Source organism: Thalassomonas sp. RHCl1 (assembly GCF_947387555.1).
In the GTDB taxonomy this organism is placed as follows: Bacteria; Pseudomonadota; Gammaproteobacteria; order Enterobacterales; family Alteromonadaceae; genus Thalassomonas.
Window position 1 is genome coordinate 457682 of the sequence record NZ_CANDNZ010000002.1, and the last position, 13388, is coordinate 471069.

Annotated in this window: 4 protein-coding genes; 1 reads left to right on the forward strand and 3 read right to left on the reverse strand. The window is 54.5% G+C overall.

Features of this window, described 5'->3' with window-relative positions; genetic code table 11:
* Position 1: 1 nt before the first annotated feature.
* Positions 2 to 9739 (reverse strand): LamG-like jellyroll fold domain-containing protein, encoded by a 9738-nt coding sequence (locus tag QL234_RS08035; protein ID WP_281557306.1) that lies wholly within the window; start codon positions 9737 to 9739, stop codon positions 2 to 4.
* Positions 9740 to 10086: 347 nt separating this feature from the next.
* Here QL234_RS08035 and QL234_RS08040 point away from each other — a divergent pair, with 347 nt between their 5' ends.
* The gene (locus QL234_RS08040; RefSeq protein ID WP_281557307.1) at positions 10087 to 10761 is read left to right on the forward strand and encodes a hypothetical protein; all 675 of its coding nucleotides are present in this window, start codon (positions 10087 to 10089) and stop codon (positions 10759 to 10761) included.
* Between the two features lie 80 nt (positions 10762 to 10841).
* On the opposite strand, the gene QL234_RS08045 is transcribed toward QL234_RS08040, so the two are convergent.
* The gene (locus QL234_RS08045) at positions 10842 to 11708 is read right to left on the reverse strand and encodes an NAD(P)-dependent oxidoreductase (RefSeq protein WP_281557308.1); all 867 of its coding nucleotides are present in this window, start codon (positions 11706 to 11708) and stop codon (positions 10842 to 10844) included.
* A 113-nt stretch (positions 11709 to 11821) separates the two neighbouring features.
* On the reverse strand, positions 11822 to 13261 hold the full coding sequence (gene sbcB / locus QL234_RS08050; protein ID WP_281557309.1) for an exodeoxyribonuclease I: 1440 nt from the start codon (positions 13259 to 13261) through the stop codon (positions 11822 to 11824).
* Positions 13262 to 13388 lie beyond the last annotated feature (127 nt).

Sequence of the window (13388 nt, forward strand, 5' to 3'; positions counted from 1 at the left end):
TTTATACCAGACCATAATAATCCCTGAACAGGTTAACGATATATTGTTTGCTCTGGTGATCGCTAAACTCGGGCAAATACAGGTTGACGGCATTGCGTACCCGGGCATCGAGTTGGCCACTGGTGAGATCATCGGCGTAAACATAAGGTTCGAGTAATCTCAGTAACTGGTGGTTACTGCCGAATTTGCTGCCGACTTTCTGCTCTGTGGTGGTTTCCCCGGAGGTCCCGCTGACCGGCGGTAAAATACGGCTGACATAGGATACCCTGTGCATGATGCGCCAGGGTTTGGACTTCTCGTTCTCCCTAAGCGGCACCCCCGGTTTGAGTACCTGGCGCAGCGCGGCCGCACCGGGATCATTACTTTCCCTGAGCCAGGCCTGGTCTATCACCATCTCCCGCAGGTAATCAAAGGAGGCTTCTTTGGGCTGCAGGAAGAAGGAATAGAAGCGGTAGGCATCGACTTTACCGGGGCGGTTGATGGCGGTGCCCGGGGTATATTCGCCATGCGGGGTGCTGATGGCGGTGTCAAGATCATAGGCGGCATCACCGACTTCTGCCGCACCGTAAAAGCTGCGCTCGGCTTCATTGATGGTGTAAAGCTGCAGATCTTTCTCCCCGGAAACGCTGGCGGACAGGCTAAAGCCGTCCTTGCTGCTTTTAGACTTAGTGGTAGACAGGTTCAAACTGGCATCGACACTCAGGCCCAAGCCGATATCAAAGGCAACGGCGGTGAGCACGATATCGGTTTTAAAGCCGGCCTTGGCGCTGAATTTAAAGTTGAACTTACCGGTATAGGAATTTTTTACTTCCTCGGTATAACCTGAGCTTTCCTTGTACATGCCGCCTTCGGCGGTCCAGATATAGCGGTTGTACAAGTCGACGGCAAATGCCAGCTTCGGCGGCTCGTATTGCTGGCGGTTTTGCTCGCCCTGATCCGAACTGCCGACAATGGCATCCGAGTTCTGGCTCGGCAGGCCTCCCAGGCTGTAATCAAAGGTCCTGAGTTTGCCGGTATCCCACTGGTTATATTTCTCCTGGATCTGCGCCTGGTTATCGTCGATCTCCTGGATCAGGCGATAGGTTTCTTTGGGTTTGAAGTAGCTGTATTCGCCGTAGGTGGCGGCCTGCGGATAATTGGGATCTTTGATCAGCACAAACTGCGAGTCCTGGCTGCTAAAGCCCAGCTTGCCGTCCAATGTGCCCTGTTTGGTGTATTTGGGGTTGATGGGGAAATGTATGATATTCCGGTCGCGGGGAATATCTTCATTGGGCACTACGCTGTAACCCACCAGTGCCTTATTGCGTTTTATTCTCAGGGCAAACAGATCTGCGGTCAGCGACTCTACCAGTGCCGTCCCCAGGTTATCCGGCTGGAAGCGCCGCTGGGGCGTCAGGTAGTAGTTTTGTTTTCTTTCCTGTTCGCCTCCCAGGCTTTGCTGCAGCTCCTGGCTCAGGCTCAGGTTGGCGGAAAGACTCTTGCTGGCATCGAAACCGCCGCCAAAGGAAGCATTAAAGCCGAGGTTAAAGCGGGATTTGGCCTTGATCACTTTCAGGCTGGGGCCAAAGCCCAGCGGCGAGAAGTTATTGGAGGCATCTACGGTCGGTCCTATGCCAAAATCAAAGTTAATGCCGACAGACCCTGAGTCGGAGCGGCTGCGGCCCCAGCTGTAATTGTCGCTTTCACTGGTGCTGACCGCCACCGAAGTCGCTCCTTTATAATCGCCGCCGGTGAGGTTTTCTCCCGGCACCGGCGGCGCCCCTTCGATAAAGCCGACGATCTGCGGATCTGTCTGTACCTGGCTTAGCCACTCGGTATAAAGCTCCGCTACCGGCTGGCCGGTATAGATTTTCAGCTCGCCGTTATCCACATAGGCATAGGCTCCTTTATACAAGCCGCCTTCAACCCCGGTAGAACCTTGATTGGCGACGGCATAGTAGGCGACATCCAGCGGTGAGTCGGTTTTCATCTCGATATGCATCGGCGAGTTGGCATCGAGGAAGACATTGCGGATAAAGGGCGCATTGTAACCCACAGGCGCTACCGACTGGCTGACCACGAGATCGGTATTTTCGGCATTGCTCGGCTCTACGATATTCAGGGCAAAGCCGTTGGCCGCCTGGTTAAAAACCTGGTTATCGTCGGAGCGGTTAAGGTCATAATGCAGCAATAAGTCCTGGCTGCTGCCGGGGGTGGCGGAGAAGGCGGCTTCTATGATCTGTTCATAGCTGCGCACCGAGCGCCACAGACGCAGATCCCCCAGATGGCCGACACTATGGTTATCCTGGCCGGCATCACATCCCAATTGCAGGCCGATTACGGCATCTCCGGCAGATATATGATCGACAGCCACGCTGTCCAGCCCGGTTTCCCTGCCGTTGACATAGAGGTTGATGCCCTGATCGGCGCTGCCCAGCTGCCAGTTAAACCCGGCCGCGGGTGTGCCGGGAGCACCGGAAAAGTCCAGGCTCAGCTGGTCGTTTTGCCGGTTGGCGGCCACTCCGCCGGCATTTTCCGAGAACGGCCACCAGGCGGTCAGGCCTTCTTCACTGCCGGAAATCAGGGTATTTTGATCCGCCTTGGCCCGCAGCAGGGACCAGAAGGCGGCCTGGTAGATGGTGCGGGAGCTGCCGAGGTTGGTCATCAGCTCAAAGGCGGAGTTATCCTGCTGGTCGAGGAAGTTACCGCAATAATGTTTGTCCGGGCTGTCCAGGGACAGGGAGGGCACATCATCGCCGGCGTCCAGGTTATACACTTCCAGGTTCACTGCCACTATATATTGTGAGTTGGCCCCGCCGCTGCTGTCTGTGCTGGTGTCCGGCAGACTGGGTACGGCGAAGTTGTCTATGGTGTAGTTGTCGGCATTGTTGAGCCTGAAGCTGGTGCCGTCGGGGATCAAGGAAGTCAGATCTGTGGCGGAGCCGACATTGGTGCTGCTGGCGTAGATATCGTTAAGGGCGGCGCGGGTATTGACCGCCTGATCTATGCTGACAAAAATCCGGTAGCGGGTATTGTTTTGCAAGACTGTACCGCTCGACAGCTTAGTGGTGAACTCGTGGGCATCTTCGTCGCGGAAAGTCAGCGCCAGGTTGCCTGTGGTGTCGACAAATACCTTAAAGTTATTGCCTTTTTGCATCAGCACCTGGTTGACATCCTTGCGGGTGTTGGCCAGGGAGAAGGTGAGATCTAAGGTAGTATCGCCTTTTAAGGCAAAGGTGCCGCTGGTATCGTCAACGGTGAGCTTGCGCGCGCGCGGTGCCAGCTCCAGCCCGCCTTGTTTTTTCATCACCACGGCATAATGGGCCAGGCTGTTAAAGGCATAGCTGGTGCGGGACTGGAACTGCTTGCCGGCATGCTGGAAATTGATCTTATATTTCAGCGGATCGCTTTGCGGCACCAGTTTCAAACGGATATCCGCCTGGCGGTTTTGTGGGTCCCGGTAGGCCATTAAAGTCTGGGGTGAGGCGGTTAGCTGCGGCAGGTACCAGGCTTCCAGCGTCATGTCCTGCAGGGCGTTGATCAGTACCCGGCTTTGCTCGTCCGCAGTGGCCTGCAGGTGGTTGCTGCCGTTAAAGTTCAGTCCTTTATCTACCTTGTCCGTGGTCCAGCTGTTGGCTTTAAAGACCGCATCCGGCAGGGCGTTGCTGACATTCTCCAGCAAATTGTTGGCAGGGGAGATGCTCGATGCCGGTACCACATATATCAGGCGGCTGCCCAGCTCCAGGCCGTTGGTATCGGCTTCGGTGATCACACTCGTATAGTCATAGGTTTGCAGATCCAGCGCCAGGGCGGTCAGGGTCGAGGCCTTGCCGTTGACAACCGTGGCAAACTTGCCCGGCGACCTCGGCACGTCGCTCCAGGTTTCCGTCAACCCCAGGGCGCTGTTGACGATATTAAGGTTACACAGCTGGGTCGTGCTGCCGTCGCTGATACTGATGCGGGTATGGTTATATTCGGTTTCGGTGGATTTCGCCTGGATATAGGTTTTTTCCTGGTTGCTGGTGGCCAGGCTGTGTATGGCGCGGCCGGTGGCGGTGCCATAGTAGGCGCTGAGCATCTTGTTGTTGCGGCCTTTAAAGAAGACTTCGACCCCGCCGCTGCTGTTGCGTTTGAGGGTGGGGGCGGTTTGCGGCCGTATTTCATTGAAAAAACCCGCCTTGGCGGTGAGACCCCGCTGGTCTGCCGCCACGATCGGCATCATAAACTGGCTTTCGCTGTTATAGTTTTCCCTGGCATCGTTAAGCTGCTGCAGCTTGACTGCATAATCGAAATACAGGTTCAGCATAACGCCGGTTACCAGCAGGTGGGGGTCGACGTTGAGACCGGCGCCGTGGCTTGGTGCTGCAGTTACATACTGGAAAACGCCGCTTGGCCACAATATCTGCTGCTGGCCACCGTTATATTGCGCCGCCAGCCGGGTGGTTTCCCGTGCCCATCGGAATTCGCTTAATTGCAGCAAAAAGGTCTGGTAGTTTTGCTGCTGGTTCACATCTTCATTGTTAAACAGCAGTTTGCCCATGGCATCGGCGCTGAAGTTCGGGTACAGGCCGGACAAATCGGCATCGAGCGCCATCAGGCTGCCGTCCAGGCTGGGGGTCAGGCGGTTGCCGCTGCTGTCGTCGGGGTCTACCAGGAAGACCTGCTCATAGGCGGCATTGAAAGTCTCGTTATCCCGGATAAGCGCGCTTAAATCCAGGTTGGTGCTGTCGCTGAAATCGTAATCCAGGTTTATCAGGTAGTTGAAGTTAAGCTCAAGTGCGGCGTCGCGGCCAAAGGCCAGTGGCGTATTGCCCTGATCCAGCGTCAGCAGGAAGTTATGCTGCCTGAGCCAGCCGACGGCAATGTCGTATTTGGCCTTTAATGCTTCTACTTGGGTTTCCAGCTCCGCCAGGCGCTCAAGCGACAAGCCCTGACCGCCGGTATCTAAAGCCGGCAGCGCCAGGTGGGTACCGACATTTGCCAGGGTGCCGTCGAGATCAACGGCAAAATCCACTGCCGCAAGCTTAGTGCTGTTGCCCTGGCCGACGGCAGCGGTGAGCATCATACGGCGGTCGCTGAGCACATTGGTGGGTTCGCCGTCGCCGTTCATGCCGTCTTCCTGCACCTGGTAATATTCGAGGTCAAAACCCAGGTAGTCATCGATATCGGCAGCCGCCGGAGTATCGTGGAGTTTATACAGGCGTTGTACCAAGCCGGTACTTTCATACTGGTTGGCGGTTGAGCGCCGCCATAAGTCGTTTGTGGCCAGGGACTGGCCGTTGGCGCTGCCCGGGGTCAGGGTGGCGATACGCTTTTTACTGCTGTGATCATACACTTCACTGCCGGCGCCTTCGTTGATGCCGTAGTAGGCCACCAGGCCGGGGGCATTGGTCTGGGGCACGATATTGACGGCATCGAACAGGATTTCATTTTCCAGCGCCAGCGACCATAACTGGATATCGTCCACCTGACCGAGATCCTGGCTGCCGCCGCCGAGCTGGTACTGGCCGCTACCGATACTGGCAAAGGGCTGGGCCGGTTTGCTTTCGCTGCTGGAGCTCAGGGCCTGGCTGACGCCGTCGCGGTAGATAATGCTCTCTCCCTGGCGGTAGACAAAGGTCAGCTGGTGCCAGTTTTCATCGGGGATCACCGCAGGTATGCTGCGCTGGACTCCGCCGTATTCGAAATACAGGATATTGTTATTGGCTATCCATACCGACAAGCCGGTATGGCTATCGGAACTGAGTAGCCAGCGGGGGCCGTCGCCGCTTTGCGGCAGCTGGGATTTTAGCCTCAGCATCAGGGTGAACTGCTGCGGCTTGCCGTTGCCGGCACTGGTATTGGCGGCCTCAAACCAGGGATTGTCCAGTCGCAAGTAGCTGCCGGAAATCAGCGACAGGGCGTAGCCTGCCGATCCGGGTTTACCGCGCACAGGGATCAGCGGCTGGCCGCTGAAGGGATCCAGGCCCGGCCTGTCCTGGTAAATGCTGTCCCGGTATTGCGTGTCCGGACTGGTGTAGTAGGTTTTGCCTTTAGTATCGAACAGGCCGTCGTTGGCCGTCGGCAGGCTGAAATAGCGCAGCAGCTTACGTTTATGCTCCAGCGCCATAATCGACCAGCGGGACTGGGAGCCGGTGGAAGTTGGTACCAGGGTGACGTCGAACTGGCCGTTATAGAGATCGTCGACAAAGGCCAGCTCATGGGTGGGTTCATAGAAGAAGTTGCCGTTAAGATCGCGGACATCTTTTGAGTCTTTGCTGTTAAAGGGCCTGACCTTGTTGCGGCTGCGCTGATATCTGGATTCCAGTTTGGGGGTCAGGGTATCGCCGGTGAGCACGAAGCGGTCGAGCAGCAAGGTTTTATCGACGATAGCCTTGTTGTTGCGCCTGGGTACGCTGGCGTCGTCTTTGGATTTGGCCTGGCGGCACAAGATCAGGTACTGGCCGTCGGAGAGCAGCTTAAACGGCTGGTTTTCGCCGAGAATGCCGGTGGAGCGGTTAAATACCGATATGCTGTAGTTGTCCTCGCGGGGATCTTCCGGCTGATCTTCAAAGAGGTAATTGTCCACTATGCTGTAGCCCACCTGGCTGAGTTCGGTGGGGAAGAGCAGCTGTTTCAGGGCTGCCGGCCAGTAGGAGACGTCGGTGCGTACCTGGCTGTTGTCCTGGGTGCCGCTTCTTAGCTGTTCGGCCGCCCGCTGGTTGCGCTCGCTGTTGCTGACGATTTGCGGCGCTACCGCGGCGTAGTAGTACCTGCCGTCGCTGGCCTGTGCCAGCAATACCAGCTGGTTTTCATGCTGCACCATACGTACCTGGGTATAATGACCCTTGTCCAGGTTATAGGTTTTGGTGAGGCGGTTGAGCAGGTAGGAATTGTCCTGGTTTACCAGCTGCTCTATGCTGACGTTGTCCAGCGCCGCGTTGTACAGGTAGAGCGGCCCGATGCGCACGATGTCGTCCGCCTCGCGGGACAAGAGTTGGGCATCGGCAGGCAGGGGATTGTCGGCAAAAGACTCGGAATAGCTGGGGGCGCCTATGATGCCGTAACGGGTAGTGCCCGAGCCGAGGGCGCCTTCGTGGGGATCGGCAATTTCCCGGTCCAGGTGGCCGTCGATATACAGGCGTTTAAAGCCGTTGATGCCGTCGTAAATGGCGCAGATATGGTGCCACTGGCCGTCGTTGATGGCCAGGCCGCTGTCCAGGGTATTGAGGAACTGGCTGTCGACTTCGTTGGGGTCGATCACCTGATGCCCCTGAGTGATCAGGCTGGCTTTGCCCTGGTCGGTAATGCCAAGTTCGTAGTAGTGGTTTTTGCCGAAGGAGAGGATCACGCTGGCGCTGTCCATACCCTCAGGCACCTGTACCCAGCAGGCGAAAGAGAGCTGGCTGATACCGGCGCTCTGGTCCTGCACTAAAGGTGCGGGCAACATCACCTGGGGCTGGGCGCCGCCGGCCACCAGGTAGTGCAGGTCGTCGTCGGTATTGATGTCTATTTCGACAAACCTGGCGTGGTTGCTGTTGCCGGACTCGTCCAGCAGGGTGTTGGCCTGGCTTGCGGATTTTTCAAACCGGGTCAGTTTAAATACCAGGCCGTTGCCCTGGGTATCCGGCCGGTCTTTTTTGCGCCAGGCGTTATGCTCCGACAGCTCAAGCGCATAACGTTCAAAGCGGACGGGGCCGATATCGCCGTCGAAATATAGAGCGTTTTCTCCCATCAACAGGTTGCTCTGGCTGCCGACTTTTATCCTGACATTGGCGTCTATGCCCCCCGGGCGGTCGATGTTTTCAAAGAACTCGGCGGCTTCTACTGTACCGTCGAGCATGATGTTGAGCTGCCGGGCAGGGCAGTCGAGATTGAAGGTCACAAAATGCCACTGGTTGTCGTTAATGGCGGTGCTGCCGCTTAGCTGTATGGTGCCGCCGTTATGCACCAGGTTAAAGCGCAGGGTATTGCTGGCCTGATCCACCCAGGCCTGCATAAACTGGCTGTTGTCCATGGAGATCAGGATCTGATCTGCACTTAGGCTTTGCGGCAGTTTCAGCCACAGGGAAAAGGCGAAAGACTCATAGTTTAAATCCCGCGACAGAGTGAAATTGTCGACGATATCCAAATAGCTGTTTTGCCCGCTGACGCTTTGCAGGTAGGGGAAGTTTCGGCCGCCGATGCGTTCGCTTTGCCGCTGGAAGCCGGAAAAGACTGCGTCGTGCTGATGTCCTGAGCTGTCCAGCACCCGTTCGTCGCTGAGGCGGTCTAAGTGATAATCGAGCCAGAAATCCCGTCCGGCGGGGCGGCTGCCGGGTCTTTGCGCCATCAGCGCCTTGATTTGCGCCGGAGACAGCAGATCCCGGCGGATAATTACCCGGCCGATATTAATGTAATTGGAACTTGTCGGCCCGAGGTGAATATCGCCGCTGCCGTCGTCTTCGCTGCCGGCGCCGATAAACCCGACCCTGTCGACACCCGTTCCTAAGCTGCCATGATTGCTGTGCACCCCCTCGGCGGTATCGATCAGCAAACCATCGAGGTAGATTTTCTTGGTGTGGTTGTCGCCGTCGTAAACCGCGCTAATAAAGTGCCACTGGCCGTCGTTGATATTATGGCCGACGGCGGGACTTTGGTCGTGAATGTCCCGGTTATCGCCGATTTGTGCCGCGGTGGCGAACAGAATAGCGCCGGTTTCCGTACCGAAGGGGGCATTGACGGACAGGCGGAAATATTCGCTGCGGTCAAAGGAGACGATGATCTCTTCTTCGTTGTCGCCGTTGATGGCGGGCAGGTTGGTGGGCACCCGTACCCAGGCGGCAACGCTGAGGTAGTCCAGGCTGTCGGTTTCGGTGAATTTTAAATTGCGGTCTATTTGTACATAATTGCCGTTACCGTTTAGTTCGGCTTCAAGGTAGTGGAAGTCGGTGCCGGCGATCCTTTCGGTTCTCGGGGTAAAGTTGTTCAGGGTATTTTCCAGCGGGATCTGCGGGTGCGCCGGGTAATTGGAAACAACGGCGGCATTGTTGTTGGTAAAGCTGTCCTGTTTAACATCCAGTACATGGGGATTTTTCAGCAGCTCCAGATCTTCGAGCATCTGGGCCCTGATTTGTTCGGCGGTGGCGGCACTGGTATCAAATCTCAGGTTGCCCAACCTGGCGCCGGGGTTATGGAAGTTATTTTGCTGATCGGAGCGAAAGCTCATTTCCAGCGGCGTATCGTCAAGCAGAGCATATTCTCCCGTAGCTGTGGTTTGGGTGACTTTCAGCTCGCCGTTGACATAAAAACGCAGCGCATCGTCCCGGGTTTTAGTGACGGTGAGGTAATGCCAGTTGTTATCGGGCAGGGCAAAGCTGGTATAGGTCCAATGGTAGCCGCCTTCGGGAGAGTGGTAACTGATATAGACATACAGGGTATTATTGGAGGTGGTTTCATAGTCTATGCTAAAGCGCCACTGGTTGTTTTGTCTGAGTAAAAACGGAATGGTCCAGAAACCTAAGGTTTTGGCGTCTGCCCAGCAGGACATAGTAAAGTTGTCCAGGTTGGGAATGTGATCCAATATGGTGGCTCCGGCGGCATTGCCGCCCCAGCCGCTGCTTTCCTGGGTGGGTTCGATATAGCGGATATTGTCGCTGCATATGGTATTGGTGCCCGGGTGCCGGTACTGGATAGCACCCTGGCTGTAATGGCCGTTGGTGATGCCTAATACTGAATGGTTACTGCCGCGGCTGATAACTTCGTTACTGTGATCTGAAAAATAAAAGTTAAGTAGACTCATCTTCTTTTCCTTAAGTATGAGAACGAAAAAAGTGCGCAAGGCAAGAGCGCGGGAAGGACAGTTTTTTAAGGATAGGAGCAAATAGTTAAATCACACTTCTATTTTGCTCTTTTTCAAGTGAGAAAAAATCCTGTTTTTCGGGGGATTTTTTCCGGTTGATTGCAGCTTGATATTACCTTTAAAAATTATCAGCTACACTTGTGCAATATTCACGGACAGATATTGCCGGTAAAGCAACCCAGGGAATGAATGGTGAAAGCAGACGCCGCTTTTGCAACGCCTGTGCTCGGGCGTTTTTACGTTAACTTTCACTGTCTTTTCTCAGCCGGGTAAGGCCGGGAGGGCTTATGTCAGAAGAGCCGAAATCCACTATCAGCACGCTACTCATTACCGGCTTAATCGCCTTGATGGGCACTATAGGCGGCGGGTTGATCAAGGGCTACTGGGATAAACAACTGGCGGATCAGAAACTCAATTCCGATTTGCTGATGAAAGCACTGGAGTCGGAGGTTGCCTCCGAGCGCCTGGAAACACTGGCTTTTATGATCAATACCAAGCTGATCAAGGATAAAGAAATTGGTGTGGCGGTATTGTCTTATCTTGAAGAAAAAAGAGACTCGCCGGAAGATATTCCTCAAATGCGCCCCAGCATTACCATGATGAACATGGAAGAAGCAGAGGAGCCGGCAGAGTGCCTGGTGCAGTACGGGCATACTCCTTGTGTCGGCATAGAAAACGTCAGTTTTCAGCCTTGTAAAGACAAGCTCAGTTGCGTGCAGGCGCAAACGGTACACTCGATGCAGGAATGTAAGCTGGCGGCCATGATGGCCTGTAGTAACACTCAGCCGGGGCAGCTAGCCTCAAAAAGTATTTTTGCCTTTTACAACGGCGAGCAACTTGCCTCGCAGGGAGAATTTGATTTTTGCCTGTCGTATGCCAACCGGGCGCAGGAATATAATCACTGCCCTGGACGGAATAAAACGGATACGGTGTCAACTTTGGCCCAAAAAGGGCTTGAATAAATGGCAGGTAAATAACCGGAAGGGGTGAGGGGGAATGTTGCGGACGCTGCTATTGAACGTCCGCTGCTTTATGGCCTGGCTTATTTCTGCAAGCGGGTCAGCAGGCTAGAAGTATCCCAACGGTTACCGCCGCTTTGCTGTACGTCGGCATAGAATTGATCTACCAGTGCGGTTAACGGCAGGGTAGAGCCGTTTTTGCGGGCTTCATCCAGCGCGATAGCAAGATCTTTGCGCATCCAGTCAACGGCAAAGCCGAAATCGTATTCTCCTTTGATCATGGTTTTATGGCGGTTCTCCATCTGCCAGGAACCGGCGGCCCCCTGGCTGATCACTTCAACCACGGCTTCGACATCTAAACCGGCATTGCTGCCAAAATGTATTGCTTCGGCCAGCCCCTGGACAACACCGGCAATACAGATTTGATTCATCATTTTCGCCAGCTGGCCGCTGCCTACAGGTCCAAGTAGCTTGCTGAATTTGGCGTAGGCATCCATAACCGTTTTAACTTGATTAAAATCGGCTTCATCGCCGCCGACCATAATTGTCAGCTGACCGTTAACCGCACCCGCTTCGCCGCCGGAAACCGGGGCATCAAGGAAACCAAATCCGGATTCTTGTGCCTGCTCAGCCAGCTGACGGGCGACATCGGCGGAAGCCGTGGTATGGTCTACCAATAAAGTGCCACGAGCCATACCCGAGAAAGCGCCGTTTTCACCGATAACCACAGAGCGAAGGTCGTCGTCGTTACCGACACAGACAAAAACGATTTCCGCGCCTTCTGCGGCCAGTTTTGGGGTTAAGGCCATTTGTCCCTGGTACTGCTTAACCCATTGTTCGGCTTTCGCCTGGGTGCGGTTATATACGGTAACCTGGTGGCCCGCTTGCTGCAGGTGGCCAGCCATAGGATAGCCCATAACGCCTAAACCGATAAAAGCGACTTTTTTCATTGTGATTAAATTCCTTGCTAAAACTAAATTGCGAAATGGTTGCGGTTCAGGCCCGGTTGGTTGTGTTTGCAATTAACCGGGCTGCCGGATATTTTCCTGCCTGGCAGTGACGGTTAGCTTTGTACGTACTGGTACAGGGCTTTTAACACTGCCATTTTTTCTGTGTTATTTTCATGCTCCATCGCCAGGCTTTCCAGCTTCATCATATATTCGTCCAGGCTTAAAATACCGGGGCCGCCATATTGCAGTTTATTGCTGCTGTACTGCTGCCATTTTTGCAACTCTTCACTGGTTAAAGTGAGCGGGAAATTGCGGGCGCGGTACCTGAACAGCAGAGTAGGCAGACGAGGGTCCTGAAACTGGAAATCATGCCCCGCCAGCTGCTCCACCGGCATGGCATGCAGAACTTCCATCTGCGCCTTGTCGCTGGCAGAGAAAAACTCGCCGCCGTAAAGGGCATGTTCGGCATCCGGGGTTTCTTCGCCCTCAAAATCCGGCATAAAGACATCGCTAAGTTTGTCCCGCAAGGCATCGTGGCCCTTGAGCTTGGTTAAGTTAGCAAGACATTGTTCCCGTGGAATATTGAGTCGGGCGGCATTTTCCGGCAACAAGGTTTTAGCCGGGGAGACAACAGGGCACTTATTGATATGGATAAGTTTAACCGGGATAGGCAATTCGCCTTCGGCCAAATCCTGGCGTTTGGTGTATAAACGCGCTTTGATATCTTCGCTGCTCAGGCTTAATAACGGCTCGGGATCTTGTGCCAGGTCGACGGCAATAACAGCATTTTTATTGGTGGGGTGATAACTCACCGGAGCAAACCAGCTGGTGCAGCCATGTTCGGACGAAATCCGGCTGGAGGTGTGCACAATCGGCGTCATATTATAAACATCAATCAGCTCCGCCACCTGGCGTTTATTTTTGAGATTAAAAATAAAGTCGTAGAGTTTCGGCTGTTTTTCTTTAATGAGTTTTGCCATGGCGATAGTGGCATAAACATCACTCATGGCATCATGCGCCGCTTCATGGCTGATGCCATTGGCCTTGGTCAGCAATTCCAGGCGGAAACTGACCTTACCTTCATCGTTGGTCGGCCAGTTAATGCCCTCGGGACGTAACGCGTAACAGGCGCGCACCATATCGATAATGTCCCAGCGGCTGTTGCCGTGCTGCCATTCGCGGGCGTAGGGGTCATAAAAGTTACGGTAAAACATGTAACGCGTAACCTCGTCGTCAAAGCGAATGTTGTTATAACCGGCAACACAGGTGTTGGGCTGGCTGAAAAGTCTGTGGATACGACTGGCAAATTCTGCTTCGGTTAAACCTTCACGCTGTGCTTTTTGCGGGGTGATGCCGGTGACTAAGCAGGCTTCCGGTTGCGGCAGATAATCTTGTGGCGGCTGGCAATAAAAGACTTCCGGCTCGGAGATAATATTGAGATCTAAGTCGGTGCGGATACCGGCGAACTGCGAAGGTTTATCGTATTTAGGAGACACCCCCCAGGTTTCGTAATCGTGCCATAAGATTGATGGGGTATTTGAGTCGTAGGTCATATCGTTTTTTGATTCTTTTTAAGAGATCATATTCGCAGTAAAAAGGCGTTAAATGATCGGCCAATGCGGGTTATTGTAATGAATAGCCACGGCAGTAATGGCGTAGATTATCGCTTTTGCGTGATTG

Coding starts and splice junctions, on each gene's coding strand:
- QL234_RS08045 (WP_281557308.1), bottom strand. CDS start 11,708: ATGAAAAAAGTCGCTTTTATCGGTTTAGGCGTTATGGGCTATCCTATG.
- QL234_RS08035 (WP_281557306.1), bottom strand. CDS start 9,739: ATGAGTCTACTTAACTTTTATTTTTCAGATCACAGTAACGAAGTTATC.
- QL234_RS08040 (WP_281557307.1), top strand. CDS start 10,087: ATGTCAGAAGAGCCGAAATCCACTATCAGCACGCTACTCATTACCGGC.
- sbcB (WP_281557309.1), bottom strand. CDS start 13,261: ATGACCTACGACTCAAATACCCCATCAATCTTATGGCACGATTACGAA.